The sequence below is a fragment of the Kamptonema formosum PCC 6407 genome, assembly GCF_000332155.1.
GTDB classification, from domain to species: Bacteria; Cyanobacteriota; Cyanobacteriia; order Cyanobacteriales; family Microcoleaceae; genus Kamptonema; species Kamptonema formosum.
The window spans coordinates 940,412-966,106 of record NZ_KB235904.1 but is presented as its reverse complement, the minus strand read 5'-3'; the positions used below and the strand labels follow the sequence as shown (position 1 = coordinate 966,106).

Genomic DNA, 25,695 nt, shown 5'->3' with positions numbered 1-25,695 from the left:
CGCGTGGACTAAAGAGTTAAAGGACTTGTCCCAGAGGTTTAATCAGCCAAAAGTGGGTAAGTCCAATGTAAAAAACCTAACTGGTGTTGTAAATGACTTATTCTAAATCCCCTGAATCCGTCGTTGATACTGAAGATCAACAGTCTCCAACAGCCGATACATCGGAAATTCACCCAACCGATACAGATAGCTATCAACCGGAAGATTTTCCCCCGATTGCCGATCGCCCCCGCCCTAGCAAACCGCGATCGCGCTGGCCCCTAATCGCCACGATCGCGATCGCACTAGGCGCAGGTTTCGGCGGCTGGCACTGGTGGCAATCCAGTCACGCTCGCCCACAACAAGCAGCAGCAACCCAACCTCAAGGCATACCAGTCAAACTGGCATCGGTGGAAACGAGATCGGTTCAAGATAGCTCTGAATTTGTCAGCAGCTTAGAAGCAAAACGCTCAGTTGAAATCAAACCAGAAATCGATGGGCTAGTTACAGAAATATTTGTCAAATCCGGCGACTTCGTAGAACAAGGACAAGCGATCGCCCGCATCAAAAGCGACAGCGCCCAAGCTGACTTGAGACAATCCCAAGCCAACCTAATCCGCGCTCAATCGCGCTTAGCCGAACTGCAAGCAGGCACAAGACCAGAAGAAATCGCCCAAGCTCAAGCCCAAGTCGCTCAAGCCCAAGCCAACCTCGCCCAACTGCGATCGGGATCTCGCCCGGAAGAAGTTGGTCAAGGTCAAGCCCGCGTTAGCCAAGCCGAAGCCGACCTCGCCGATGCTCAAAGCGGCAGTCTCCTAGAAGACATCGCCCAAGCCAGAGCACAAATAGAGGCAAGCAAAGCCGAGGCAGAACTAGCCAGCCAGCAACTCGTCAGATATCAAGCATTGGCGCAAGAAGGTGCAGCGTCAGCGAACACCCTTCAGGAATACATCCAAAAAGACCGTAGCGCCAAAGCCAACCTCCGAGAAGCCCAGAGGCGCTTTGAGCAGCGGCAAAAGAACAGGCAAGCGGAGATCGAGCGGCGGACAGGAGCCTTGCGGCAGCAGCGAGAAGCTTTGCGCCAACTGCAAAACGGTTCGCGCCCAGAGGAAATCGCCAGAGCTGAAGCAGAAGTCGCACAAGCCAAGAGCAGATTAGCAGAGTTAGCCAACGGCACTCGCCAAGAACAACTCGATCAAGCTGAAGCGCAAGTTGCCGAGGCTGCCGCTCAAGTGCGTGGTTTTGAGGTACAACTGCAAGAAACTGCGCTCACCGCACCCTTCGCGGGAGTCATCGGCGACGTACCCGTGAAAGTCGGCTATTACTTGCAAAAAGGGGACGTACTCACCGCTGTGACTGAGAATCAATTGCTCGACTTGCGGTTATCAATTCCTTTGGAACGGATGCCTCAATTACGCTTAGGGTTGCCAGTAGAAATGCTGGATGCTCAAGGCAAAGCGATCGCCAAAGGGCAAATCAGTTTTATCTCCCCGAATGTCAGCGCTAATTCCCAGACAATTTTAGCTAAAGCCACCTTTGCCAACCCCAGCGGCGAACTGCTCAATCAGCAATTCGTGAAAGCCAAAGTTATCTGGCAACAGAATCCTGGTCTTTTAGTTCCAGTAACAGCAGTCACTCGCTTAGGCGGGCAAACTTTTGTCTTTGCCGCTCAAAAGCCCGAACAACAAAAACCTGGAATGCCTCCTTTAATAGCGCGGCAAAAGCCAGTGAAATTAGGAACTATTGATGGTAATAATTACCAAGTTATCGAAGGGCTACAACCTGGGGAAAAAATTGTTGTTGCAGGTATCCTCAACCTAACTGACGGCGCTCCGATTATGGCTCAAGAGGCAGGCGAAGGGGAAGGAAAAAATTGAAGAAGGGACTAGGGGCTAGGGGCTAGGGATTAGGGAAAGAGGAAGAGAGGGGAGATGGGGAAGATGGGGAAGATGGGGAAGATAGGGAAGATAGGGGAGATGGGTAATTAGCCATTAGCCATTAGCCTGTCTTCCATTAGCAATTAGCCATTAGCCATTAGCAATTAGCAATTAGCCATTAGCAATTAGCAATTAGCAATTACCAATTACCAATTACCCAAATAATGTTTGCAGATTTCTTTATTAAAAGACCGGTCTTTGCTAGCGTCTGCGCCTTAATTATCATTTTGGTAGGTGCAATTAGTATTCCGAGCCTGCCTATCGAGCGCTTCCCCGACATTAGCCCTACCCAAATTAACGTCAATGCTAACTATAGTGGGGCAAGTGCGGAAATTGTCGAAAACGCCGTTACTAACATCCTAGAAAGGCAAATCAACGGCGTTGAAGGACTCAAATATCTAACTTCCAGTAGTAGTAACGATGGTACCAGCACCATTACAGCTACCTTTGACCCGTCACGTAACAAAGACATCGCCGCCGTCGATGTTCAAAATCGAGTGGCAGTTGCTCAACCACAACTACCAGATGCCGTACAACGCACAGGAGTTAGAGTTACAAAACAATCTACCAGTCTGCTATTAGCCATCGGCTTATTTACAGAAAATAAAGAATACGACACCATATTTTTAAGCAACTACGCTGACCTCTATTTAGCTGATGCCTTAAAGAGAGTAAAAGGCGTTGGCGAGGTGCGAATTTTTGGGGAAAGACGCTATGCAATGCGCTTGTGGATCGATCCCAATAAATTAGCAGCGCGCGGTTTGACAATGCAAGATGTAACCCGGTCACTTAACGAACAAAACTTACAAGTTGGTGCTGGGAGAGTTGGTCAAGAACCGGCTCCACAGGGGCAAATGTATCAAATTGACTTGCGTGCGGAAAGTCGTCTGAAAGATCCAGCAGAATTTGAAGAAATTGTCTTAAAAACTGAGGCAAATGGAACCTTAGTTAAATTAAAAGATGTCGGAAGAGCAGAACTTGGAGCAGAAAATTACAACTCTTTTCTGCGATTTCGCGGCAATGATGCAGTAGGTTTAGGTATTTACCAACTGCCGGGAAGTAATGCTTTGAATGTTGCCCATGCAGTCAAAGCAGAAATGGAAAGACTCGCTGTTGGTTTCCCTCCCGGTTTGATACATAGAGTAGCGCTAGACACGACTTTATTCGTAGAAGAGTCGATGGCAGAAGTAGTCAAGACATTATTTGAAGCAGTCTTGCTAGTGGTGATAGTGATTTTTGTGTTCTTGCAAGACTGGCGCACAACTATTATTCCTACCATCACAATTCCAATTTCTTTGATTGGGACATTTGCCTTTATCAAAGTTTTCGGATTTACGATTAACAGCTTATCTCTGTTTGGTCTGACATTGGCGACGGGATTAGTAGTTGATGACGCGATTATTGTAGTAGAAAATATAGATCGTCTGATTCGCCAAGGTATGAATCCCCGCCAAGCGGCTTTCGAGTCAATGCGCGAGCTTTTTAGCGCTGTAATTGCAACTTCTTTAGTATTGATGGCAGTGTTCGTGCCAGTGGCATTTTTTCCCGGAACAACGGGAGCACTCTATAAACAATTTGCGCTGACAATTGCCTTTTCTGTACTGCTTTCTACATTTATTGCTATTACTCTCACGCCCTCCCTTGCAGCTATATTACTGCGGCCAGGGCAGAAGTTTAGCGGCCCTGTGGGTTGGTTTTTTGGTCGTGTTAATAGCGGTCTCGATTGGATGCAGCGGCAATATCGGCAATCCTTAATATTTCTAACAGGAATTAAAACTATTGTCGCCCTCGCATTCATAGCTTCTTTGGGAGTAACAGCTTGGCTTTATTTGTCAGTACCAACAGCGTTTATCCCGGAAGAAGACCAGGGCTATTTTATGACAATTATTCAAGGGCCCCAAGGTGTTTCGCTGCAATACACTCAGAAAGTAATGGATCAAGTAGAACAAGAAATCCTCAAACTTCCTGAAGTTGTCGGGACATTTTCAGTAGGTGGCTTTGGTTTTAGCGGCAGCACTTCTAACCAAGGCATTATATTTACTACGCTTAAAGCCTGGAAAGAACGTCAAGGAGAAGAGCAAACTGTACAAGCAATTATTGGCCAGTTACGCGGCAAGTTTTTAGCTATTCCAGAAGCTAGAGTTTTTCCTGTAAATCCGCCGGCAATTCAAGGATTAGGTCAATTTGGAGGCTTCCAATTCCAATTGCAAGACCGCAAAGGTAATAGCGGTTTAGATGCTCTAGTTCAGAGCATGGGTGGCATTTTAAAGCAGGCTAATCAAACACCGGGATTGCAAGCAGTATTTAGTACATTTGCGGCGAATACACCTCAATTAATTGTGGAAGTTGACCGCAATCGAGCTAAGGCTTTAGATATTCCCATTGATGATGTTTTCAGTACCTTACAAACGGCTTTGGGTTCCCAGTATGTGAATGATTTTAATCTCCAGCAGCGCAATTATCGGGTATATGTGCAGGCCGATAAACAGTTCCGTGCTAATCCTGAAGATATTGGCAAATTGTACGTCCGCTCAGGAAAAAATGAAATGATTTCTTTGAGCAATTTGGTGAAGCTAACTCCGGTGGTAGGAGCGCAAACTGTAAACCACTACAATTTATTTAGGTCAATTGAAATTAACGGCGGGCCGGCTCCGGGAGCGAGTTCTGGACAGGCTATCAAATCGATGGAAAAGGTGGCAGCTCAAGTTTTACCCGCAGGTTTTGGTTATGAATGGTCGGGGACTTCTTTAGAAGAAATTGAGTCGGGAGGTCAAGCACCGATTATTTTCGGTCTGGGGCTGATTTTTGTGTTCTTAGTTTTGGCGGCTCAGTATGAGAACTATGTCGATCCCTTCATTATTCTGCTTGCTGTTCCGTTGGCGATTTTAGGCGCTCTTTTAGCTCAGTCGTTGCGAGGTTTAGCGAATGATGTTTATTGCCAAATTGGTTTGGTGATGTTGATTGGATTGGCAAGTAAAAATGCGATCTTAATCGTGGAGTTTGCTAACCAGTTACGGGAGCGGGGATATCCAGTTGCTAAAGCAGCAGTTGAAGCTGCTCAAGAGCGTTTACGACCGATTTTGATGACTTCTTTATCATTTATTTTAGGTATTGCTCCCCTCGTTAACCCAGAAGGTGCGGGGGCTGCAAGTCGGCGATCGCTAGGGAATGCGGTCGCAGGGGGGATGATTGTTTCTACTTTCTTGAGTTTGTTTATTGTCCCGGTTTTGTATGTGGTGATTGTCTCGGCTCGCGATCGCTTTAAGAAGCGCGAACAGCCACAACATCCGCCAGACGGTAACATGAGTTTGGATGGAAAAACTGATTTACGAGAGGAGGAAAAACGGGATAAAGTGTCACCGTTTTAGGAAGGAGGAATCCAGTCTCGATCGCAGATGCAGTCGTCTTTACTATCCCAATCAAATACAGACTGGGAAACTTTTAGCACAATTTACATAGGAGCCCCATGAGCACGATCGCTACTAAGGATGGTACACAAATCTATTACAAAGACTGGGGTACAGGACAACCCGTTGTCTTCAGTCACGGCTGGCCGCTGAGTGCCGATGCTTGGGAATCGCAGATGTTTTTTCTCGCCTCGCACGGTTATCGCTGCATCGCTCACGATCGTCGGGGTCATGGGCGATCGAGTCAACCCTGGCACGGCAATGAGATGGACACCTACGCTGACGATCTGGCGGAACTCTTTGAGGCACTCGACCTTAAGGATGCGGTGACGATCGGACACTCTACTGGCGGTGGCGAAGTAGCGCGGTTTATCGGGCGACACGGAACATCACGGGTTGCCAAAGCAGTTCTCATGGGCGCAGTACCGCCGATCATGGTCAAGACGGAGGCGAATCCGGGTGGCCTGCCTATTGAGGTCTTTGACGGTTTTCGGGCCGCGTTTTTGGCTGACCGATCGCAGTTCTTCCTCGATGTGGCTAGCGGCCCGTTTTTCGGCTTCAATCGGCCCGGTGCCAAAGTCTCTCAAGGCCTGATCCAGTCCTGGTGGATGCAAGGCATGATGGCTGGTCATAAGAACGCTTATGACTGCATTAAGGCGTTTTCGGAAACAGATTTCACCGAGGATTTGAAGAAGTTCGACGTGCCAACGCTGATTATTCATGGCGATGACGATCAGATCGTACCGATTGGCGCTTCTGCCCTATTGTCTGCGAAGTTGGTCAAGAATTCGACTTTGAAGATATATCCGGGCGGGTCGCATAGTCTGGGTGACACGAGTAAAGACCAACTCAACGCCGACCTGCTGGAATTCCTCAAGTCCTGATGCAATGCGCGGATCTGAGAACTCACGAACAACACTTAATAACCATGAAAAAACTAGAAGGCAAAATCGCAGTCGTCACAGGTGCGTCTAAAGGTATTGGTGCAGCGATCGCTAAACATCTGGCAGCCGAAGGTGCAGCAGTTGTCGTTAACTATTCATCCAGCAAAGAAGGGGCCGATCGCGTGGTTGATGAGATTGTTAGCAATGGCGGTAAGGCGATCGCAGTCCAGGCAAATGTTGCCAAAAAAGCAGAGATCGAACATCTTTTTTCAGAAACGCAAAAAGCATTCGGCAAGCTAGATATCTTGGTCAACAATGCTGGTATTTATGAATTTTCCCCATTGGAAAGCATCACGGAAGAACACTTCTACAAGCAATTTGACCTCAATGTGCTGGGATTGATCCTCACCTCACAACAAGGGGTAAAGCTCTTCGGGCCAGAGGGCGGCAGCATTATCAATATTAGTTCAGTTGTCAGCACTCTCGCGCCCCCGAACGCCTCAGTTTATAGCGCTACCAAAGCGGCCGTTGATGCCATCACAAAGTCTCTCGCCAAAGAACTCGGTTCACGCCACATCCGCGTCAATTCCATTAATCCTGGGATGGTGGAAACGGAAGGTACGCAGACAGCGGGAATTGCTGAGAGCGAAGGTCGCAAACAAACTGAAGCGCAAACCCCCCTGGGTCGAATCGGACAGCCGCAGGACATTGCCCCTGCCGTCGTTGAGCAGAGAGTTTTGAAGTTGAAGTGTGAGAGTCATGTAATTCTCAAGACTAGATTAAAACCGCAACCAAACCTGCTACTTTCTATTAAAATTACTGCAAAAGCTCAATGGGGTGCTGTGATGAAAACTAAAATTTTTCCACCATTAGCATTACTATTTTACGCTTAATTAGGTACACCTACTTAATAATCCAGATGGCTCAGACAACCCCGCTGGGAGGGAAAAAAACCGCCGCGTTGAATTAATTATTAAAAATTAGGAAAATATAATTTAAGCTTTTACGCATTTAATTCGGATATTAATTAATGATTGCATAAGGCCCATTTCGCAATACCTCAGCTAATTCATCATTATTATCTCGCAAACCTTGGTAAAAAAAGAAGGTCTCACCTTTAATTCCACAAGCACGATTGTAAGCGATTGCCTGCAACAAATGCTCAGGACTAATTCGGTAAGACGTACCCCTACTTACCAACAAAATTCCCGGAGAAAAACACTCCAATTGCTCAGAATTAAATTGTAAAACTAATCGATCGATCAGTTGTTTATAACTATTAAAATCGCGCCGATATAATTGCGGGTGAATCATATCCACCAACTTTCTCTCAACCCAAGCTTTACTATCTTGCAAATATTCAATCAAACCCCAATCATAAGGACTTGGCGACATCGATACCAACAAATTTGGATTAATCGCTTTCACCTCCCGATACAGACGAGCTAAAAAATCAGTGATAATATCCGCACGCCACTGTAACCATTGCCCATTTTTAGCATTCTGCGGCGGATCGCGATCGCACATCTGGCGGTAAAGCTCAACAGTCTTACCATCGTACCCACCTTCACAGGGAAGTGCAAAGCGATCGTCACCTTGAACCCCATCCACCTCGTAATTCTTCGCCACTTCCAACACTAAACTCAGCAAAAAATCCTGCACTTCCCCATCTAACGCATTCATCCACTCAAAATTATTCTTCTTAAGCAAATTGCCATTACGATCGACCGCCTCCCATTCCGGTTTCTTCGCCAACAAATGGCCGCCATTAAGATTATAAGAACTTACAAATCCATATTCAAACCAAGGAATTACCTTAATTCCTACCCGTTTCGCCTCAACAATCATTTCCGCTAAAGGGTCGCGACCTTTGTAGCGCGAGTCAATCTCAACCCCAAATTCCTTCCTCATAATTTCAGAAGGATAAACCGTAAAACCCTTACTCCAAACCACAGGAAATATTACATTAAATCCCGTTCTTGCTAAAAAATCTACAGCCTCACTAATGCGTTGCTTAGAATTAAGAACCTTGCAATCAGTATTCGGTATCCAAACACCCCGGATTTCCATATAGAACCCATTTGAGATCTAAGAGTGAGGTCTAAGCTGTCAATTGCTTTACTTACATCCTGTTTCCCCAGACCTTAACAAAATAGAGAAATGCTGGTCTTGGTTAAAAAATCGCATTCGTAAACAATTGGCTCAGTTTGATTGTTTACGAGATGCGATCGAAGATGTTTTACGTTTTGTGTCCTAACCGACGAAAGCGGTTGCTATAACTCTGATTAACTTCCAGTTTCGACAGAATTATGAGGTTCGGGCGTAGTTTCTGACCCTGAAACTGTTTGTTCAGGTACTATTAAGGTTTCAGCAGGTGGTGCGATCGCCTTTGGCACAACAGGCGATTCCCTTGGAGTCTCAGCAGCAGTTTTTGGGGTGACTTCTTGCGGTTCAGGTACAAGCTTAGCCGCATCCTGGGATTCTCCAGGCGATCGCACTTCTGGTATCGGTGCTTTATCTATTATCTCTGGCAGCGTTGGTACGGGAGTAACAACAGGTTCTGGCGTTGGTTCCGGGGTTGGTTCCGGGGTTGGTTCTGGTTTAGGAACAACAGGTTCTGGCTTTGGTGCTGGTATTTTAGCTGTGTAATGGGGATCGACGATCCTACCAACATCAGCAGCAGTTAGTTCGCCTCGCACTAACTTAGAAAGGGTATCTTGACCTGAAGGTTCATAGGTAATTACCCTAACTGTATTATTAAAGGCGTTTTCAACCGGGTTTCCCTGTTCGTCTATAAATTCGACTTGCACCCAATTTTTGCCGGGTGTAAAGCCTTTAAGATAGATAGCTTGCCACTCATCTGTGAGGAAACTTTCGCCGTTGATTGTGACCCGAATCTTCCAGTCAACTATTTCATCTTGAGGATTTTCTTGGGCTACTAAATGTAGGGGAGCATTAGTCAAGTAGAAATCTAATCCAATTGGCTCTGCCCCATAGCTTCCTTGAGGTTGGCTATAAGTTAACAGAGGCAAAGCTCGATCTGGATTATTGTCTTGGGTTTTGGTGAACAGATGAAAAGTAGTTTGAGCGTAAGCGCCTTCATTTTTAAAGCTCTCACCCCAAGGACGGACGGCAAAGGCTCGTAGGGTGTGCGTTCCAGGTTCTAAATCGGAGAGAACTAATGGTTGGGCAATGTTGTAAATCTGTTTGTAAGGCTGGTTATCTAGAAAGACTTCCAGGTGGGGGCCCAAACCCAGGTCAGCATCTTTGAAAATAGGCAAGTCTTGAACTTGGAATCTGACTGTAACAGTATTATCCTTCAGAAATTCATCTGGCCTCGGACTCAATATCTTTACTTGAGGCTGGTAAATTTCGAGGGTCTGACGCAGTTGTTGAAAGGCTTCTGGGGGAGAAACCTCTGAAATTTTTTGAGCCTTGCTTGCCGCCCAAGTACGATTGGGGAGCGATTTGGGCAATTCTGAAATGCGATCGCTGCAACCAGCCAGACTCAATACTAAAACCGCTGCCGTCAAAGATGCCAGCAGCCTTCGCATAGCCATCCACCAACAATTGATGCCAAACACGCAGCCATTCTCCTAGAACCTGTGCATAAGGGAACTATAGCTGAAAAGGGTGAATAGGAAAGATAGTTCTGAATTGGTGAAGTGTTAAGTGTTGAGTTCAATAATCTTTTCATAATTCAAAACTGATAACTCATAACCTATAACTCTAAATAACCCTAACTTTATCCCCAGTCCCACTTCTGTCCGATTCCCGAACTTTTAGTTTTGTAAAGTTAATGGCATTACCCCTTGACTTTTTCAGTTCGCTGTGGAACTAGAATCTTTGAAGGATGAACTGTTTAGGTTTTTTTAATAATTGTTAACACACGCAATGCAGAAGATGTGGGAGTCTATAATTCATAATCAACTCCCTCGAACGAAGCGGTTGAACTGCCACTAGCAGAGAGAGGAGTATCAATTCTCGTTCCTTGTCTTATTGAGAGGAGAGTCTGCATGACAATTAGTCCTCCAGAGCGAGAGGCAAAGGTAAAAGTGACAGTCGATAACAACCCAGTACCTACTTCTTTCGAGAAGTGGTCTAAGCCGGGACATTTCGACCGCACCCTAGCCAAGGGACCCAAAACCACCACCTGGATTTGGAACCTGCACGCTAACGCTCACGACTTTGACAGTCATACCAGCGACTTAGAAGACGTTTCACGCAAAATTTTTAGCGCTCACTTCGGCCACTTAGCCGTGATCTTCGTCTGGTTAAGCGGAGCGTACTTTCATGGCGCAAAGTTTTCCAATTACGAAGCTTGGTTAACGAACCCTACAGGCATCAAGCCTAGCGCTCAAGTGGTTTGGCCAATTTTCGGTCAAGAAATTTTAAATGGGGATGTAGGCGGCGGCTTCCACGGGATTCAGATCACCTCTGGTCTGTTCCAACTGTGGCGAGCTAATGGTATCACAAACTCTTACCAGCTATACTGCACGGCCATCGGCGCTTTAGTCATGGCAGCCTTAATGCTGTTCGCAGGTTGGTTCCACTATCACGTTAGAGCTCCCAAACTGGAATGGTTCCAGAATGTGGAGTCGATGATGAACCACCACTTGGCAGGTTTACTTGGTTGTGGTTGCTTGGGTTATGCGGGTCAGCAGATCCACGTTTCCCTACCGATCAATGCTTGCATGGATGCGATCGACGCTGGTCAACCTCTGACCATCGGCGGGAAGACAATCGCTACAGTTGGGGACATTCCACTGCCGCATGAGTGGATTTTAAACCCCAGCTTGATGGCGGATCTTTACCCCAGCTTTGCTAAGGGTCTAACCCCATTTTTCACGCTGAACTGGGGAGCGTACAGTGACTTCCTGACTTTTAAAGGCGGTCTGAACCCAACTACCGGCGGTCTGTGGCTGAGCGATACAGCTCACCACCACTTAGCTCTGGCAGTGTTGTTCATCGTCGCAGGTCACTTCTATCGGACTAACTGGGGCATCGGCCACAGCTTTAAAGAAGTTCTAGAAGCTCACAAAGGCCCCTTTACTGGCGAAGGCCACAAAGGGATGTACGAAATCTTCACCCAGTCTTGGCACTGCCAACTGTCTTGGAACTTGGCTTGGATGGGCTCTTTGAGCATCCTCGTCGCCCAGCATATGTACTCGATGCCTCCGTATCCGTACATTGCTACTGACTACGCAACTCAGTTATCTATCTTCACCCACCATATGTGGATTGGCGGATTCCTGATTGTTGGGGCTGCGGCTCACGCGGCAATCTTCATGGTGCGGGACTACACTCCTACCCAGCACGTTAACAACCTGCTGGATCGCGTGATTCGTCACCGCGATGCGATTATTTCCCACCTGAACTGGGTTTGTATCTTCTTGGGCTTCCACAGCTTCGGTCTGTACGTACACAACGATACAATGCGGGCTTTCGGTCGTCCTCAAGATATGTTCTCGGATACTGGGATTCAATTGCAGCCAGTATTTGCTCAGTGGATACAACGTATTCACACCTTAGCTCCCGGCAATACTGCCCCTAATGCCCAAGAAATCGTTAGTCACGCTTTCGGTGGTGGGGTGGTAGCAGTGGGCGGCAAAGTAGCAATGATGCCGATCGCACTGGGTACGGCGGACTTCTTGATCCACCACATCCATGCTTTCACCATCCACGTTACTGTTCTGATCCTGCTTAAGGGCGTACTGTTCGCCCGTAGCTCTCGCTTGGTTCCCGACAAAGCCAACTTGGGCTTCCGGTTCCCTTGCGATGGCCCCGGTCGTGGCGGCACCTGTCAGGTGTCTGGCTGGGATCACGTCTTCCTGGGTCTGTTCTGGATGTACAACAGCTTGTCAGTGGTGCTTTTCCACTTTAGTTGGAAGATGCAGTCAGATGTTTGGGGAACTGTAGCGCCAGACGGTACAATTTCTCATATCACCGGCGGCAACTTCGCACAAGGTGCGATCACGATCAATGGCTGGCTGCGTGATTTCCTCTGGGCACAAGCAGCCCAGGTGATTCAGTCCTACGGTTCAGCGCTGTCTGCTTATGGCTTGCTGTTCTTGGGCGGTCACTTCGTCTTCGCCTTTAGTCTAATGTTCCTGTTCAGCGGTCGCGGCTACTGGCAAGAATTGATTGAGTCCATTGTTTGGGCTCATAATAAGCTAAAGGTAGCTCCGTCGATTCAGCCCCGCGCTCTGAGCATTACTCAGGGTCGCGCTGTGGGGGTAGCTCACTACCTCTTGGGAGGAATTGTCACTACGTGGGCGTTCTTCCTAGCCCGCATGTGTTCGGTAGGCTAAACTACCCCCTAGATTTTGGATTCTGGAATTTTGGATAGTTTGCAAAATCTAGAATCCAAAATCCGCACCCGAATCCATTCAACCTTCAGGATTCAGCATTAATCAAGGCTTATGGCAACAAAATTTCCAAAATTTAGCCAAGACCTTGCTCAAGATCCAACTACTCGTCGGATCTGGTACGGGATTGCGACAGCCCACGACTTTGAAAGCCATGACGGCATGACCGAGGAAAATCTTTACCAAAAGATTTTTGCCTCCCACTTCGGCCACCTAGCGATCATTTTCCTCTGGACTTCCGGCAACCTGTTCCACGTAGCGTGGCAAGGTAACTTTGAACAGTGGATTAAAGACCCTCTAAATGTCCGCCCCATCGCTCACGCGATTTGGGACCCGCAATTCGGTGCTCCGGCAGTAGATGCTTTCACCCAAGCAGGTGCTTCTAATCCGGTGAATATTGCTTACTCTGGGGTGTACCACTGGTGGTACACCCAAGGGATGCGGACAAACGCTGACTTGTATCAAGGAGCTATCTTCCTGCTGGTGCTGTCTGCTGTGTTGTTGTTTGCAGGTTGGCTGCACCTTCAACCCAAGTTCCGCCCCAGCTTGTCTTGGTTTAAGAATGCTGAATCTCGCCTCAACCACCACTTGGCTGGTTTGTTCGGTGTCAGCTCTTTGGCCTGGACGGGTCACTTGGTTCACGTCGCTATTCCTGAATCTCGCGGTCAGCACGTTGGCTGGGATAACTTCCTGTCTACGCTGCCTCACCCCGCTGGCTTGGCTCCGTTCTTTACGGGTAACTGGGGCGTTTACGCCGAAAACCCTGACACTGCGGGTCATGTCTTCGGTACTGCACAAGGTTCTGGAACTGCAATTCTGACTTTCTTGGGTGGTTTCCACCCTCAGACTGAATCGTTGTGGCTGACTGACATTGCTCACCACCACTTGGCGATCGCAGTTCTGTTCATTGTTGCTGGTCATATGTACCGGACGAACTTCGGTATCGGTCACAGCATCAAAGAAATGTGCGATTCCAAAGAGTTCTTTGGTAAGAAAGTTGAAGGCCCTTTCAATATGCCTCACCAAGGCATTTATGAGACCTACAACAACTCTCTGCACTTCCAGTTAGGCTGGCACTTGGCTGCTCTAGGGGTAATTACTTCCCTCGTGGCGCAGCATATGTACTCGCTACCTCCTTACGCTTTTATAGCTAGGGATTACACCACTCAGGCGGCGCTGTACACGCACCACCAGTACATCGCTGGATTCATCATGCTGGGCGCTTTTGCTCACGGTGCGATCTTCCTGGTGCGGGACTACGATCCCGAACAAAACAAAGGCAACGTGCTTTACCGCGTGTTGCAGCACAAAGAAGCGATTATCTCTCACTTGAGCTGGGTCTCGCTGTTCTTGGGCTTCCACACTCTCGGTCTGTACGTTCACAACGACGTAGTTGTTGCTTTTGGCACTCCTGAGAAGCAGATTTTGATTGAGCCAGTATTTGCTCAGTTCGTACAATCTGTTAACGGTAAGGCTCTGTATGGTATGGACGTGCTGTTGTCCAATCCAGATAGCATCGCTTCCACCGCATGGCCAAACTACGCTAATGTCTGGTTACCAGGCTGGCTAGAGGCAATCAATAGCGGTACCAACTCTCTGTTCTTGGCAATTGGCCCTGGCGATTTCTTGGTTCACCATGCGATCGCACTTGGCTTGCACACCACTACCTTGATCTTAGTCAAGGGCGCTCTGGACGCTCGCGGTTCTAAGCTGATGCCGGATAAGAAAGATTTCGGCTATGCTTTCCCTTGCGACGGCCCCGGTCGTGGCGGTACTTGCGACATCTCTGGATGGGATTCCTTCTATCTAGCGGCGTTCTGGATGCTGAATACGATCGCGTGGGTGACTTTCTACTTCCACTGGAAACACTTGGGCATCTGGCAAGGTAATGTGGCTCAGTTCAATGAGTCTTCTACCTACCTGATGGGCTGGTTCCGCGATTACCTCTGGCTGTATTCCTCTCAGTTGATCAACGGTTATAACCCGTTTGGAACGAATAACTTGTCTGTTTGGGCCTGGATGTTCTTATTCGGACACTTGGTTTGGGCAACTGGTTTCATGTTCTTGATCTCTTGGCGTGGTTATTGGCAAGAGTTGATCGAGACGATTGTTTGGGCTCACGAGCGTACTCCTTTGGCGAACTTGGTTCGCTGGAAGGACAAGCCAGTGGCTCTGTCAATTGTGCAAGCTCGCGTAGTTGGTTTAGCTCACTTTGCAGTTGGCTTTGTCTTCACTTACGCGGCCTTTGTAATTGCCTCGACGGCCGGGAAATTCGGGTAATTCTGAAGTCTGGTTTTGTAGGTAATTGAACAAATCCCCTGCCTTTCGGCGGGGGATTTTGTTTGGTTTGTTGGTGGAAAGTGGAAAATTGACAGAAACAGGACAGTCCTAAGAAAGTTAAGAAAATGGTAATTGAGGTAAAATTATTTAAGTTAGGTTCACGCTACAAAAATAAATTATTGTGCAATACGTTTTGATTATCCATCAAGTAGAAGATTACCCAGCATGGAAAACTATCTTCGATGGAGCAGCAAAGATTAGAAAGGATGCAGGAGAAGTAAGTTATCAACTATTAAAGTACGACGATGATGCAAATCATATTGTTCACTTTTCAAAATGGTTATCTTTAGAGCGTGCAAGAAAGTTTTTTGAATCGCCGGAATTGGTAGAAATTAGAAAAAAAGCTGGTGTCAAAGCACCTGAATTTATCTATCTAGAAGAACTAGAAAATGGGCTTCTATAAACCTAGTCAGTACGTAAATCGTGAGTATTTTTCTATGGCGAAGTTACCGCAGGAAACAATAGCAACTATTTTAAATTTACAGGCAAGGCTTTTGGCAGGAATTGATGAAGCTAAGGCGGCAGAATTTGCCATCTTTGAGCAATATGGGGAGACGGAGGCGACAGCTACAGTGTTGGAGCAATTGCAAAATGCTGCTGAACGGCTAAGAAATCCTTATTCTCGCTTCTACACACTGCTGCTGCGGATTTCTGAATCACAGCCATTGGCTTCTTCTGCTATGCTGAATTTATTAGCTCAAACGATTGAGCTAGCACAAGCTGACGCTGATGCAGTTGAAGCCACTATCCGCGAAGCGAAAATGGATTTTAACCTACCATGAGTGAAAAACCTAAACTCCCTGAACCAGAAATAATTGAAAAGACTGTGAGAAATCTCCGAGGTGTCTGTCAAAGACTTGATGCTCTTACCCTCAGTTTAGATGAACTGATTGCTATGGTGGAGGCTGATATTCGCAATAGTCCGATTAATGTTCACCGTCGGGAAAAGGCGAAACGGTTGGCGGATGCTGTTAAAGATTAAGATTAGGGCGATCGCATTCTCTCACTTCACCAAAAGCGCGATCGCCTATTCTTCAATAATCTCTACTAAATCTTCAATCATCACATCAAACGCCCGCGCTAGCTTGTGCAGGGCCGTAAAATCAACCATTGATATTTCTGAACGACGAGCGTAGCTGGTGATGGTACTGTAAATCACGCCCGATCGCTCAGCTACTTCTTTAAATGTCCAGCCTCTCTCAGCCGCTAACTCTCGCACTTTGACTCTGACTAAACCCATGCTTGACAAATAATGCAGTTGCGTTTTACAATAATTTTATCTGAAAAAGCGATCGCTCTCCGGCGTAGAAAACTAAAGGGCGATCGCCTGTAAAACCTAATAAGGACAGATAGTATCTGTCTAATGCACCTACCATGATAGCAGCATCTTTGTCAAAATCAAGCCCTCTGGCCTGCTCAAAAATTCTTCACAAATCGCCAGTTTTGCATCCGTTGGCGAGATTTGTCACTGAGGAAACGGTTGCTCTCCTATTCAACATCTCACTCGATGAGATTTATCGGATTGATTGTTACCGCCACGTTGTCTATGTTTATGCTAAGGGAATTAGTCGATTTGTTAGCTATGCGGATTTTCCGCCGCTAGTGGGGGTGACATTACCTGATACCAAAGATTTTTGGCGGTGGCGCAAACGGTGGAAAGGTAAAATTGCGCCGGAATTTTGGGTTAAATTTTATATTTACCAGTTTAAAAATGCTTCTTCAATCGAGGATTTGCAAGAGTGGGGGAGGTTAGTTGGGAAAATCAAATCGGAGTTTTCTCAAGAAATATTGCAGGATTTAAGAGATGTTTATGCCAGAGAAAAATCTGGATGGGAAAACTTTTGAGATTTGCGGCATTTCCTGACTTCGACTAAAGCGCGATCGGCAATGTTTAAGATAAACTATAGATAGCACAGATATATAAATTATGAACACAGCAACTATCACCTTAACAACTCCGCTAGAATTAAACATTGAATTGACAGATGAGCAATTTTTCCAACTCTGTCAAAACAACCGCGATTTACAATTTGAACGTACAGCCACAGGAGAATTGATTATTATGCCGCCAACCGGAAGTGACACGGGCAACCGTAATATTGATATAACTTACCAACTCCAAGGTTGGAGTCGCCAGAATAATCTAGGCAAAGCCTTTGATTCTTCGACAGGTTTCAAACTTCCTAATGGTGCAGAACGTTCTCCCGATGCTTCTTGGGTTAGCATTGAACGGTGGAATGCTTTAACTTCAGAACAACAAGGAAAATTTGCTCCTTTGTGTCCTGATTTTGTAGTCGAGTTGCGTTCTCCTAGTGATTCTTTAGAAAAATTGAGGAGTAAAATGAGAGAATATATAGAGAATGGTGCTAGATTGGGATGGTTGATAGATCGGCAAAATCGGCGAGTAGAAATTTATCGGCCTAATCAAGAAGTTGAGATGATATCATCGCCAACTCATCTCTCAGGTGAAGATGTATTACCAGGGTTTGTACTGGATTTACAATACATTTTGTAGTAAGTGCGATCGCACTTTAATTTTTACGAGTTTACGTCAATTTCGCTTTTAATTGGATCGGTTGCTGGCGGATGACGACCTACAACTTTGTCAGCAGCGCGGATATTTAGCACCCGTTCCCGGTTTAAAAATAATGTACTGACTGTAACTCTTCCTATAGGTGTCAAACCAATAATTAATAGTCTGTCAGCAGACCAAATAAAATGTTCGTTCCAAATATTTTGGCGCGGATTAAATAGAGAAACTTCTGCTCCTGATTCCACATCTATAGCTGTGACTTTATCCGATTTTTTTCGGTTACAATGAAAGCAAGCTAAAGCTAAATTATCCAGGTTATCAGCGCCACCTTGAACTATTGGGATGATATGCTCTACTGTGAAGCGAACATATTGCCATTTTTCAGAAGCATGACAATACTCGCACAGATAATTAGCTCGTTGACGTACTTGTTCTTGGATAGATTCACTGAGTTTGCGGCGAGAAGACAATTCTACAACTCCTGCTGACTTTGGGTAAGAAAAAGATTGCGAATAGTGCGGTTGACAAAACTGAGGTAATCATCTATTTCTTCATAGGAATCAAGTTCTTTTTCTTCGGCGGTAGTTAGGGCAGAGTTTTGCTGTTTAAAGAGCAATTCTTCTATTTTATCTTGGACTGTGCTAGTAGCTCGAAAAACGGGTATTCCTTCTTCTAACTCAATCCTAACTGCACCTTCTATCGGTAGAGATGATGGTAAGTTGTCAAGTTTTGGTAAGATATTAATGGTCATAGGAAATAGGAGAAAATACTTTCTAGGTTTATTGTAACTCTAAGTGCGATCGCACTTTACTTTTTACTCTTCATGCGATCGCATCAATCGAATTCTGTTGATCGAGTGTTGTCGGGTATTGGCGCATTGGTGGGGGTGGGTTGAGTGTACCATGCTTGATAAAAGTCTGGGTAAGTCATATTTTGGGCGCAGTTCCAGATGACTTTGTAGCAGTTTTCATAGCGATTAAAATCATTTTCGTATAGTTCGGAAGTTAGGCAATTTTTCAATCCTGAGACTGCGGTGGCGAAGTGTTGACCTTTCATAATTTCCACTAAGTTATATGCCGCTTGTCCCGGAATATGTTCATCATCTGAAGTTAGGATTAAATCGACTAAAGCGGAGATCAGCACTGGATTATCTTTGTCTATTGCCACTAAGCTTTCTGCTGCTTGCATCCGCGTAAACTCATCACCAGAATTGCGGATTAACTCAACTATAGCGGCGATCGCAACAGGGCTATCTTTGGCTATTTTCCCTAAGCTAGCTACCGATATTCTTCGAGTAAATTCATCACATGAATTGCGGATTAAATCGACTAATGTGGATATCACTTCAGGGTTATTTTTGCCTATTTCCCCCAAGCTATATGATGGTAGCCATCGGGTAAATTCAGGTGAGGAATTACGGATTAAATCGACTAAAGCTGCGGCCGGAACTGGGTTATCTTTGTCTATTTTTCCTAAGCTTTCTGCCGCCGCCCATCGGGTACTTTCATTGCCTGAAGTACGGATTAATTCAACTAAAGCTGCGACTGCAAGTGGGTTATCTTTGCCTATTTCCTCTAAGCTTTCTACCGCTCTTTTCCCTATACATCTATCACCTGAATTTCGTATTAAATCGACTAAAGCGGAGATTACAAGTGGGTTGTCTTTGTCTATTTTTCCTAAGCTATATGCTGCTATGTACCGGGTAATTTCATTACCTGAAGTGCTGATTAAGTGAACTAAAGTGGAGATCGCAAGTGGGTTATCTTTGCCTATTTTCCCTAAACTTTGAAGCGCTGGCCACCCGATAAATTCATCATCTGAAGTGCGGATTAAGTGAACTAAAGCGGAGATCGCTTCTACGCTATCTTTACCTATTTTTCCTAAGCTATATACCGCTTCCCTCTGGGTATCTTTATAACTTGAAGTGCGGATTAACTCAACTAAAGCGGCGATCGCTTCAGGGCTATCTTTACCTATTTTTCCTAAGCTTTCTGCGGCTCGCATCCGGGTATATTGATTACCTGAAGCGCCAATTAACTCAACTAGAGCGGCGATCGCCACTGGGTTATCTTTGCCTATTTCCCCTAAACTTTGAAGCGATCGCCTCCGGGTAATTTCATTACCTGAAGTGCGGATTAACTCAGCCAAAGTGGAGATCGCCACTGGGTTATCTTTGCCTATTTTCCCTAAGCAATCTACCGCTCGTGACCTGGTATCTTCATCACCTGAAGTACCGATCAACTCGACTAAATATGCGATCGCTTCTGGGTTATTTTTACCTATTTCCTCTAAGCTACCTCCTGCTAGCCACCAAGTATTTGAATCATCTGAAGTGCATATCAACTCAACTAAAGCGGAGATTGCAACTGAGTTATCTTTACCTATTTCCTCTAAGCTATGTGCCGCTTGTCCTGGAATATGTTCATCATTTGAAGTTCGGATTAACTCAACTAAAGTTGCGATTGCCACTGGGTGATCTTTGTCTATTTTCCCTAAGCTATCTGCGGCTAGCAACCGGGTATATTCATCACCTGAAATGTTGATTAACTCAACTAAAGGTGCTATTACCCTTTCCCGATCCGTCTCTTTCAGTATCTCCCTAGCTCCCTGTGCAAGTGGATCTGGAAATGTCTGCCACCGCTGTTTTTCCTCATTAAAATAACCAAAACCCCACTTAATAATTTGCCCCACAATCTCATCAGCAAGACGACAATCCTTAAACTCAGTAATTCCGACAGCCGCTAGAAAATATGCACGATAATTATAAAAATTATCACACCTATCCTCAAACTCAACTAGCGCCTTAATAAACGATTCTTTCTCCTCCTTACCTACCTCATCACGACCCAACCACAGCAAAATAACTTCTTTCCACTGCTTCTCAAAAATGTGGTATTGAGCTTCAGAATGTTGCGGATTATCAGGAATATGATTCAGGAAAAAATGCCAATTCTCAACCGCTAACGCCGCAAAATATTCCTGAAATGTCGGATGAAAAAGTGCTTGTTCTAAATAATGGTTGACAATTTTACCTGCTTTTGCTAATGCTTTTAACGCCATCAACCAGGCAAGATTAAATGATTCATTGGTTTTACTTCCCACCATCCCTTGCCAAGCGTCCCCAAAAATCAAGCCCAAAATTGGATCTGGCATTTGACGGTTCTCCTGATTCGCGACTCAAAGCGGGTTACTTCAATGATAAACTATTGAACCCGGCTAGGGGAAGATCGATCGCCTAAAAAGACAATACAGACCAAAAATTAATGCCCTATACCTTTAAAATGACAGAACCATCTCAGTTAAACTTAACTATATCTTGTTCAAAAATCCTCCACAAATCCTCACTTCTCCATCCCCTCGCTAGATTTGTCACCAAAGAAACCGTCACCATTCTATTTAACATTTCCCCAGACGACATCTACCGAATCGAATGCTATCGTCATGTAGTCTACATCCACGCCAAAGGCATTAGCCGCTTCGTCAACTATGCAGATTTCCCCCCATTATTAGAAGTAGAATTACCAAATCCCTCCGATTTCTCAATGTGGCATAAACGCTGGAAAAGTGCAATCGCCCCTCAATTCTGGACAACATTCTACACCCACCAACTTACTAACGCCTATTCCATCGATCGCCTGTACGAATGGGGCAGATTTATCGGTAAAATTAAATCAGAATTTTCACCCGAAGCATTGCAACAACTCAGAGATACCTACGCACTACAAAAATATTGGCGAGAAAACTTTTCCGTATCCCTGTAAAATTAATCAACCTCATTAGTCCGCGCAGGCGGACTTTGTTCGTGTAGCCGCGATTTCAATCGCCCGGATTTTTGGTATAATTCCCAAATAGACTATAATTGAAATTATGATTTTCCCCGATTTTACCCAATTCTCCGAACTCGCCAAGCAAGGTAACTTCATCCCCGTTTATCAAGAATGGGTGGCCGATTTAGATACCCCCGTTTCAGCTTGGTATCGCGTCTGTGCCGGTCAACCCTACAGTTTCCTGCTAGAATCAGTCGAAGGCGGCGAGAAAATCGGGCGTTATAGTTTATTAGGCTGCGATCCGCTGTGGATTCTGGAAGCAAGAGGCGATCGCACTACCCAAACCCACCGCAACGGTTCTCAAACTATCTTTACAGGCGATCCCTTTGAAGCCATAACCACCTGTCTCAAACCTTTTGATCCCGTTAAATTGCCCCAATTACCATTAGGAATTGGCGGCTTGTTTGGATTTTGGGGATATGAATTAATTAACTGGATGGAATCGCGAGTACCTGTTTATCCAGCCACCGCAGAAGATTTGCCAGACGGGTTGTGGATGCAGGTAGATAACTTGCTGATTTTTGACCAAGTAAAGCGCAAAATTTGGGCAATTTCCTACGCAGATTTACGAGATAGCAATGTAGACTTGCGGGAAGCCTATCAGCAAGCGTGCGATCGCGTCACTCAGCTAGTTAATAAGTTAAAATCGCCTCTTTCCCAGCAAACAACACTCTTAGAATGGACACCGCCAGGATTTGATTCTTACCAGTCAACCGCAGAAAAAACCTTAGATTACACTAGCAATATTACCCGCGAACAATTCTGCGCTAACGTCGAAAAAGCCAAAGATTATATCAAAGCCGGCGATATTTTTCAAGTCGTACTTTCCCAACGATTATCTGCTGAATATAACGGCGATCCCTTCGGACTTTATCGTTCCTTGCGCTTAATTAATCCATCTCCCTACATGGCTTATTTTAACTTCGGAAATTGGCAAATTATTGGTTCTAGTCCCGAAGTCATGGTAAAAGCTGAAAATACCATAGATGGCAAAAAAGTAGCCACATTGCGGCCCATTGCTGGTACTCGCCGCCGAGGTAAAACTCCCCAACAAGATGATAGTTTAGCAGCGGAATTATTGCAAGACCCGAAAGAAGTTGCCGAGCACGTCATGTTAGTTGATTTAGGCCGCAACGATTTAGGTCGAGTCTGTCGCAATGGTACTGTAAAAGTTGACGAATTAATGGTAATTGAGCGTTATTCTCACGTCATGCACATTGTCAGCAATGTTGTGGGAGAATTAGCTAGCGATAAAACGGCTTGGGATTTGTTGAAAGCTTGTTTTCCTGCGGGTACTGTCAGCGGTGCCCCCAAAATTCGGGCGATGCAAATTATCCACGAATTAGAAGGATGTCGTCGCGGGCCTTATTCCGGGGTTTACGGGTACTATGATTTTGAGGGACAATTAAATAGTGCGATCGCAATTCGCACAATGGTTGTCCGTACTAAGGATGATGGCACAAATGCCGTTTCCGTGCAAGCCGGAGCCGGTTTAGTTGCTGATTCTAACCCAGAATCCGAATATGAGGAAACCTTGAATAAAGCCAGAGGAATGTTAGAAGCTATCCGCTGTTTAAAATAGTTATTTGTTAACTGTTAACTGTTAACGGTTAACAGTTAACAGTTAATAGTTTGATTTCTATAAGTTTGATGTAGGGGCGTTGGCGTAGCCTGCGCGTAGCGCATAGCATTCGGGCGATAAATTACTGCTATAAACCAATATTTTGTTCCCGAATGCTTCGCCTTTCTTCGTCTAACCGATAACAGTTAACAGTTAACAGTTAACAAATAACAAATAACCAATAACAAATACTATGAAATTTTACATTGTTGATGTCTTTGCTGAATCAAAATATGCGGGTAATCAGTTAGCCGTATTTACTGGCGATCGCGTAGCAGAATTATCTGATACCGAAATGCTACAAATAGCCAGAGAAATCAATTACTCAGAAACTACCTTTATCCTCTCAAATGAGATAAAAAACGATGGCTATGACGTGCGGATATTCACACCGAAAAAAGAATTACCCTTTGCGGGACATCCAACATTAGGAACAGCCTACATCATCCAAAACGAAATTATTAAAAACCAAGTTGAACAAGTTAATCTTAATTTAGCCGTCGGTCAAATTCCAGTTACATTTAATTACATTGACGAAGCCACAGACGTTTTATGGATGCGACAAAAGCCACCAACCTTTAATCAAAAATTCGACCCTGAAATTCTGGCCTCAGTGTTAAACTTAGAAGTAGATGAAATAGACTTGACATATCCAATTCAAGAAGTTTCTACAGGCGTTCCCTTTATTATCGTACCATTAAAAACTCACTCCTCCCTCAAAAAAGCCAAAGTCAACTTAGACAAATATTTTGAGTTAGTTAAAAATCTTGAAGCCCAAGAAATCCTAATATTTTGCCCAGAAACATACAACCAAGATAATGATTTAAGCGTCCGAGTATTTGCCGATTCTTTAGGTATTCCTGAAGACCCCGCTACAGGTAGCGCCAATGGCTGCTTAGCCGGATATTTAGTAGAATATTCATATAGTGGTAAAACATCTGTAAATGTGCGAGTTGAACAAGGTTATGAGATTGATAGACCTTCATTATTACTTTTGAAATCTCAAAGAAATCAACAAGAAATAGAGGTTTACGTAGGTGGAAAAGTGGTGATGGTAGCCAAAGGAGAATTTGTTTAAAAATATATATCATTTAAGAGCGCTATAGTCAAGTTATAATCCAAGGAGAAACAAGCAAAATGGTGACAGCAATAATTGAATCAAAAGAGGTTAAAATTAGTGAATTACCCCACATTTCCATAGAAGAATGGATGCAAAACCCACCTGAAAATACAGAATGGGTAGATGGGGAATTAATCGAGAAAAATGGTATAACACTCAAACATAGTCGAATTCAGTTAAAATTAGGTACTTGCTGGCGAAATTATCCCTCTTTTGTCACTTTGGGGAGAGTAAAATTTAGGCAGCAATGGAACTGGTAGCAGGAAAAGGTGTATAAATAGCAGGGAAATCATCCATACAGTAAATTAAGTCATAGAACTTTCGACGCAAACCAGGAATCTTAAACACTGTTAACCAAGGAGAGATTAAACAATAAAAAATATAGGGCTGAATAATCAATTGAATCTCGGCTCAGATTGACGGTAAGATAGCTGCTGCTGGTATTCCTTCCATTGATTGTAACGCACTCGCTGTCCGGGTCCCATCAGCACCCCATGATTACTACGAATAGCGACAATCAAGGATAGCTCTTGTTGTTCTAATGCTCTAATTACATCCCCACTTTCCCCATATAAGCTATCTGCTAAAACCAACTTAATTTTAAAGCCAAAAGCTTTGAGTTCCCGCAGTATTTCTACTGCTAACTGGGGTTTAGTTTGATAGATATCTCCCGGGTTTAGGCATCCTTTCGGCTTGAAAATTTTAAATAGGGCTTGCTGAAAATCGTTGGGTACTTCTGGCAAATCTAATTCCCTGGTCAGAATTTGAGGAAGAATATGCCCAGAATTTCTCCGAGGAAATGGGAGCGCCAGCCAAACCCTTTCGGATGGCACTGGGAGCGTTAATCATCAAAGAAAAATTGGGAATTAGCGAAGCGTGAAACAGTCGAACAAATTAAGTAAAACCCTTACTTACAGTATTTTATCGGAGAAAATAGTTATCGGAACGAAGCACTTTTTGACGCTTCAATGATGGTTCATTTTCGACAAAGAATCGGTCAGTCTCTGCTTAAAAAAATCAATCGCAAAATTGTCCAAAAAGGTCGAGGATTCAAGCCGGAGGAACCCAGCACAAAAAAGTCAGAAGAAGCCGAAAGACCAAAAGAAAATAGAGGAAAGCTATTAATCGATGCAACGGTAGCACCTGCCGATATCAAATACCCCACCGATGTAGACCTGTTAAATCAAGCGAGGAAAACCACCGAACTCATCATAGACATATTATATAAATCCCTGAAGGAGAACCTAGACAAAAAACCAAGAACTTACAGAAAGAAGGCCAGAAAAGATTATCTAAAATTCGCCAAAAACAGGAAGCCCTCTGGAAAGGAAAGGAGAAATGCCGTTAAAAAACAGCTTCAATATATCAAACGAAATTTGGGACATATCGAGAAATTAATGAATAAAGGGGCTAGCCTAGAACTCTTAAGCAGAAGGCAATACAGGAATTTGTTGGTATCGAGTGAGATTTATCGTCAACAGCAGTGGATGTGGTCAAATAATCAAAAAAGAATCGAACATCGAATTGTCAGTTGAATCGAGTCATGGCTAAACTATCTAATACTTCTGAAACTTCCATTACTCTTACATTTTTAGTGATTAACCTGGTGAAGCTGCTGAGGCAGTTTTACTGTCTTTTTTTGTGTCAATTTTTCCCAAATATTATGATTTTATCGAGAA

The 25,695-nt window shown here is 44.8% G+C and carries 22 protein-coding genes and 2 pseudogenes; 17 read left to right on the top strand and 7 right to left on the bottom strand.

The genetic code is table 11. From position 1 onward, the window contains the following. Positions 1–92: 92 nt before the first annotated feature. From OSCIL6407_RS0121160 to OSCIL6407_RS0121145, 4 genes are all read left to right on the top strand, one after another. The gene (locus tag OSCIL6407_RS0121160; RefSeq protein ID WP_007356035.1) at positions 93–1,856 is read left to right on the top strand and encodes an efflux RND transporter periplasmic adaptor subunit; all 1,764 of its coding nucleotides are present in this window, start codon (positions 93–95) and stop codon (positions 1,854–1,856) included. A gap of 224 nt (positions 1,857–2,080) precedes the next feature. Next, entirely contained in the window at positions 2,081–5,284 is a 3,204-nt protein-coding gene (locus OSCIL6407_RS0121155; protein ID WP_007355966.1) for an efflux RND transporter permease subunit, read from the top strand. A gap of 98 nt (positions 5,285–5,382) precedes the next feature. Beyond that, the gene (locus OSCIL6407_RS0121150; protein ID WP_007355965.1) at positions 5,383–6,207 is read left to right on the top strand and encodes an alpha/beta fold hydrolase; all 825 of its coding nucleotides are present in this window, start codon (positions 5,383–5,385) and stop codon (positions 6,205–6,207) included. Positions 6,208–6,251: 44 nt separating this feature from the next. Continuing rightward, positions 6,252–7,100, top strand: a complete 849-nt coding sequence (locus tag OSCIL6407_RS0121145) for an SDR family NAD(P)-dependent oxidoreductase (RefSeq protein ID WP_007355964.1) — start codon at positions 6,252–6,254, stop codon at positions 7,098–7,100. 130 nt (positions 7,101–7,230) lie between these two features. On the opposite strand, the gene OSCIL6407_RS0121140 is transcribed toward OSCIL6407_RS0121145, so the two are convergent. Beyond that, positions 7,231–8,277, bottom strand: a complete 1,047-nt coding sequence (locus tag OSCIL6407_RS0121140) for a glycoside hydrolase family 10 protein (protein ID WP_007355963.1) — start codon at positions 8,275–8,277, stop codon at positions 7,231–7,233. 37 nt (positions 8,278–8,314) lie between these two features. Here OSCIL6407_RS0121140 and OSCIL6407_RS32840 point away from each other — a divergent pair. Continuing rightward, a pseudogene (locus OSCIL6407_RS32840) lies at positions 8,315–8,464 on the top strand (transposase); the annotation flags it as partial. A 28-nt stretch (positions 8,465–8,492) separates the two neighbouring features. Here the strand turns inward: OSCIL6407_RS32840 and OSCIL6407_RS35520 are convergent. After that, positions 8,493–9,791, bottom strand: coding sequence for a hypothetical protein (locus OSCIL6407_RS35520; protein ID WP_007355961.1), 1,299 nt, complete (start codon positions 9,789–9,791; stop codon positions 8,493–8,495). A gap of 432 nt (positions 9,792–10,223) precedes the next feature. Between OSCIL6407_RS35520 and psaA the strand changes: the two genes are divergently transcribed. The 5 genes from psaA (at position 10,224) to OSCIL6407_RS0121110 (ending at position 15,897) form a co-directional block, all read left to right on the top strand. Then, positions 10,224–12,518: a photosystem I core protein PsaA gene (gene psaA / locus OSCIL6407_RS0121130; protein ID WP_007355960.1), complete on the top strand. Its 2,295-nt coding sequence runs from the start codon at positions 10,224–10,226 to the stop codon at positions 12,516–12,518. 111 nt (positions 12,519–12,629) lie between these two features. Next, on the top strand, positions 12,630–14,855 hold the full coding sequence (gene psaB / locus OSCIL6407_RS0121125) for a photosystem I core protein PsaB (protein WP_007355959.1): 2,226 nt from the start codon (positions 12,630–12,632) through the stop codon (positions 14,853–14,855). A gap of 181 nt (positions 14,856–15,036) precedes the next feature. Continuing rightward, on the top strand, positions 15,037–15,318 hold the full coding sequence (locus OSCIL6407_RS0121120) for a hypothetical protein (protein WP_007355958.1): 282 nt from the start codon (positions 15,037–15,039) through the stop codon (positions 15,316–15,318). Positions 15,319–15,352: 34 nt separating this feature from the next. Next, entirely contained in the window at positions 15,353–15,697 is a 345-nt protein-coding gene (locus OSCIL6407_RS0121115; RefSeq protein ID WP_007355957.1) for a hypothetical protein, read from the top strand. Next, complete coding sequence (locus tag OSCIL6407_RS0121110; RefSeq protein WP_007355956.1) at positions 15,694–15,897, top strand: hypothetical protein; 204 nt, start codon at positions 15,694–15,696, stop codon at positions 15,895–15,897. Before OSCIL6407_RS0121115 ends, OSCIL6407_RS0121110 begins: the two co-directional genes overlap by 4 nt. 45 nt (positions 15,898–15,942) lie before the next feature. Here OSCIL6407_RS0121110 and OSCIL6407_RS0121105 read toward each other — a convergent pair whose 3' ends face one another. Then, positions 15,943–16,155 (bottom strand): helix-turn-helix domain-containing protein, encoded by a 213-nt coding sequence (locus OSCIL6407_RS0121105; RefSeq protein WP_007355955.1) that lies wholly within the window; start codon positions 16,153–16,155, stop codon positions 15,943–15,945. A 134-nt stretch (positions 16,156–16,289) separates the two neighbouring features. Between OSCIL6407_RS0121105 and OSCIL6407_RS0121100 the strand changes: the two genes are divergently transcribed. Further along, complete coding sequence (locus OSCIL6407_RS0121100; protein ID WP_007355954.1) at positions 16,290–16,760, top strand: hypothetical protein; 471 nt, start codon at positions 16,290–16,292, stop codon at positions 16,758–16,760. A gap of 82 nt (positions 16,761–16,842) precedes the next feature. Beyond that, complete coding sequence (locus tag OSCIL6407_RS0121095; protein WP_007355953.1) at positions 16,843–17,430, top strand: Uma2 family endonuclease; 588 nt, start codon at positions 16,843–16,845, stop codon at positions 17,428–17,430. A gap of 23 nt (positions 17,431–17,453) precedes the next feature. Here the strand turns inward: OSCIL6407_RS0121095 and OSCIL6407_RS0121090 are convergent, their stop codons facing one another. From OSCIL6407_RS0121090 to OSCIL6407_RS0121080, 3 genes are all read right to left on the bottom strand, one after another. After that, entirely contained in the window at positions 17,454–17,918 is a 465-nt protein-coding gene (locus tag OSCIL6407_RS0121090; protein ID WP_007355952.1) for an HNH endonuclease, read from the bottom strand. 2 nt (positions 17,919–17,920) lie between these two features. Further along, positions 17,921–18,199: a hypothetical protein gene (locus OSCIL6407_RS0121085; protein WP_007355951.1), complete on the bottom strand. Its 279-nt coding sequence runs from the start codon at positions 18,197–18,199 to the stop codon at positions 17,921–17,923. A gap of 83 nt (positions 18,200–18,282) precedes the next feature. After that, positions 18,283–20,601: a HEAT repeat domain-containing protein gene (locus OSCIL6407_RS0121080; RefSeq protein ID WP_007355950.1), complete on the bottom strand. Its 2,319-nt coding sequence runs from the start codon at positions 20,599–20,601 to the stop codon at positions 18,283–18,285. Between the two features lie 110 nt (positions 20,602–20,711). On the opposite strand from OSCIL6407_RS0121080, the gene OSCIL6407_RS0121075 reads away from it, so the two are divergent. The 4 genes from OSCIL6407_RS0121075 to OSCIL6407_RS0121060 all read left to right on the top strand — a co-directional run bounded on the left by OSCIL6407_RS0121075 (position 20,712) and on the right by OSCIL6407_RS0121060 (position 24,276). After that, a complete protein-coding gene (locus tag OSCIL6407_RS0121075) occupies positions 20,712–21,209 on the top strand; it encodes a hypothetical protein (protein ID WP_007355949.1) in 498 nt (165 codons plus the stop codon). Positions 21,210–21,315: 106 nt separating this feature from the next. Further along, positions 21,316–22,857, top strand: a complete 1,542-nt coding sequence (gene trpE / locus OSCIL6407_RS0121070) for an anthranilate synthase component I (protein ID WP_007355948.1) — start codon at positions 21,316–21,318, stop codon at positions 22,855–22,857. A 232-nt stretch (positions 22,858–23,089) separates the two neighbouring features. Next, entirely contained in the window at positions 23,090–23,974 is an 885-nt protein-coding gene (locus tag OSCIL6407_RS0121065) for a PhzF family phenazine biosynthesis protein (protein WP_007355947.1), read from the top strand. A gap of 59 nt (positions 23,975–24,033) precedes the next feature. Then, on the top strand, positions 24,034–24,276 hold the full coding sequence (locus OSCIL6407_RS0121060) for a PDDEXK family nuclease (RefSeq protein ID WP_007355946.1): 243 nt from the start codon (positions 24,034–24,036) through the stop codon (positions 24,274–24,276). Positions 24,277–24,411: 135 nt separating this feature from the next. On the opposite strand, the gene OSCIL6407_RS31065 is transcribed toward OSCIL6407_RS0121060, so the two are convergent. Further along, positions 24,412–24,849: a transposase gene (locus tag OSCIL6407_RS31065; protein WP_083811312.1), complete on the bottom strand. Its 438-nt coding sequence runs from the start codon at positions 24,847–24,849 to the stop codon at positions 24,412–24,414. On the opposite strand from OSCIL6407_RS31065, the pseudogene OSCIL6407_RS33550 reads away from it, so the two are divergent. Beyond that, positions 24,735–25,548, top strand: a pseudogene (locus tag OSCIL6407_RS33550) (transposase); the annotation flags it as partial. The gene OSCIL6407_RS31065 and the pseudogene OSCIL6407_RS33550 overlap by 115 nt on opposite strands. Positions 25,549–25,695 lie beyond the last annotated feature (147 nt).

Bases quoted from the DNA above. Each gene is read 5' to 3' on its own strand.
- OSCIL6407_RS0121110 (WP_007355956.1), top strand. From the start codon at position 15,694: ATGAGTGAAAAACCTAAACTCCCTGAACCAGAAATAATTGAAAAGACT.
- psaA (WP_007355960.1), top strand. From the start codon at position 10,224: ATGACAATTAGTCCTCCAGAGCGAGAGGCAAAGGTAAAAGTGACAGTC.
- OSCIL6407_RS0121085 (WP_007355951.1), bottom strand. From the start codon at position 18,199: ATGACCATTAATATCTTACCAAAACTTGACAACTTACCATCATCTCTA.
- OSCIL6407_RS0121160 (WP_007356035.1), top strand. From the start codon at position 93: ATGACTTATTCTAAATCCCCTGAATCCGTCGTTGATACTGAAGATCAA.
- OSCIL6407_RS0121060 (WP_007355946.1), top strand. From the start codon at position 24,034: ATGGTGACAGCAATAATTGAATCAAAAGAGGTTAAAATTAGTGAATTA.
- trpE (WP_007355948.1), top strand. From the start codon at position 21,316: ATGATTTTCCCCGATTTTACCCAATTCTCCGAACTCGCCAAGCAAGGT.
- psaB (WP_007355959.1), top strand. From the start codon at position 12,630: ATGGCAACAAAATTTCCAAAATTTAGCCAAGACCTTGCTCAAGATCCA.
- OSCIL6407_RS0121115 (WP_007355957.1), top strand. From the start codon at position 15,353: ATGGCGAAGTTACCGCAGGAAACAATAGCAACTATTTTAAATTTACAG.
- OSCIL6407_RS0121065 (WP_007355947.1), top strand. From the start codon at position 23,090: ATGAAATTTTACATTGTTGATGTCTTTGCTGAATCAAAATATGCGGGT.
- OSCIL6407_RS0121150 (WP_007355965.1), top strand. From the start codon at position 5,383: ATGAGCACGATCGCTACTAAGGATGGTACACAAATCTATTACAAAGAC.
- OSCIL6407_RS0121105 (WP_007355955.1), bottom strand. From the start codon at position 16,155: ATGGGTTTAGTCAGAGTCAAAGTGCGAGAGTTAGCGGCTGAGAGAGGC.
- OSCIL6407_RS0121145 (WP_007355964.1), top strand. From the start codon at position 6,252: ATGAAAAAACTAGAAGGCAAAATCGCAGTCGTCACAGGTGCGTCTAAA.
- OSCIL6407_RS0121100 (WP_007355954.1), top strand. From the start codon at position 16,290: ATGATAGCAGCATCTTTGTCAAAATCAAGCCCTCTGGCCTGCTCAAAA.
- OSCIL6407_RS0121075 (WP_007355949.1), top strand. From the start codon at position 20,712: ATGCCCTATACCTTTAAAATGACAGAACCATCTCAGTTAAACTTAACT.
- OSCIL6407_RS0121080 (WP_007355950.1), bottom strand. From the start codon at position 20,601: ATGCCAGATCCAATTTTGGGCTTGATTTTTGGGGACGCTTGGCAAGGG.
- OSCIL6407_RS0121155 (WP_007355966.1), top strand. From the start codon at position 2,081: ATGTTTGCAGATTTCTTTATTAAAAGACCGGTCTTTGCTAGCGTCTGC.
- OSCIL6407_RS0121140 (WP_007355963.1), bottom strand. From the start codon at position 8,277: ATGGAAATCCGGGGTGTTTGGATACCGAATACTGATTGCAAGGTTCTT.
- OSCIL6407_RS0121095 (WP_007355953.1), top strand. From the start codon at position 16,843: ATGAACACAGCAACTATCACCTTAACAACTCCGCTAGAATTAAACATT.